The following is a 1125-nucleotide window of genomic DNA, read 5'->3' as shown; positions in this document are numbered from 1 at the left end:
AATGGCAAAAGAAAAATTTGAACGTACGAAACCGCATGTTAACATCGGTACAATCGGTCACGTTGACCATGGTAAAACTACTTTGACTGCTGCAATCACTAAAGTATTGGCTGAAAAAGGTCAAGCTGACTTCCAAGATTACAGCATGATTGATAAAGCTCCAGAAGAACGCGAACGCGGTATCACAATCAACACTGCACACGTTGAGTATGAAACTGCTAACCGTCACTATGCACACGTTGACTGCCCAGGCCATGCTGACTATGTTAAAAACATGATTACTGGTGCGGCTCAAATGGACGGCGCTATCTTGGTTGTATCCGCAGCTGACGGCCCTATGCCTCAAACTCGCGAACACATCTTGTTGGCTCGCCAAGTTGGTGTTCCTGCAATTGTAGTATTCTTGAACAAAGCTGACATGGTTGACGATGAAGAATTGATCGAATTGGTAGAAATGGAAGTTCGTGAACTTCTTTCTTCCTACGAATTCCCTGGCGACGAAGTACCTATCGTTGTAGGTTCCGCGTTGAAAGCTTTGGAAGGCGATGCTCAATATGTAGCTAAAATTGACGAATTGATGGACGCTGTAGACTCCTACATCCCAACACCAGTTCGTGATACTGATAAACCATTCTTGATGCCTGTGGAAGACGTTTTCACAATCACTGGTCGTGGTACAGTAGCAACTGGCCGTGTTGAACGTGGTCAAGTAAACGTTGGTGATACTGTTGAAGTAGTAGGCTTGAAAGAAAAAGCTGAACAATATGTAGTAACAGGTCTTGAAATGTTCCGTAAAGTGTTGGATTCTGCAGTAGCAGGTGACAACGTAGGTGCATTGCTTCGTGGTGTTGATCGTAAAGACATCGAACGTGGTCAAGTATTGGCTAAACCAGGCTCCATCAACCCACACACAAAATTCAAAGCAGAAGTATACGTATTGACTAAAGAAGAAGGTGGCCGTCATACTCCATTCTTCTCCAACTACCGTCCACAATTCTACTTCCGTACAACAGACGTAACAGGTGTTGTAAACCTTCCTGAAGGTGTAGAAATGTGTATGCCTGGCGATAACGTAACAATGGAAATCGAATTGATTACTCCAATCGCTATCGAAGAAGGTCTTCG

Annotated in this window: 1 protein-coding gene; it reads left to right on the top strand. The window is 44.0% G+C overall.

Features of this window, described 5'->3' with window-relative positions:
- Window position 1 precedes the first annotated feature (1 nt).
- Window positions 2-1125: elongation factor Tu (gene tuf / locus E6X37_RS10330; protein ID WP_128114531.1), on the top strand; the 1124-nt coding region annotated here is incomplete at its 3' end.

This window comes from Veillonella parvula, assembly GCF_032550495.1.
In the GTDB taxonomy this organism is placed as follows: Bacteria; Bacillota; Negativicutes; order Veillonellales; family Veillonellaceae; genus Veillonella; species Veillonella parvula_G.
This window is presented reverse-complemented; position numbering and strand designations above follow the sequence as displayed.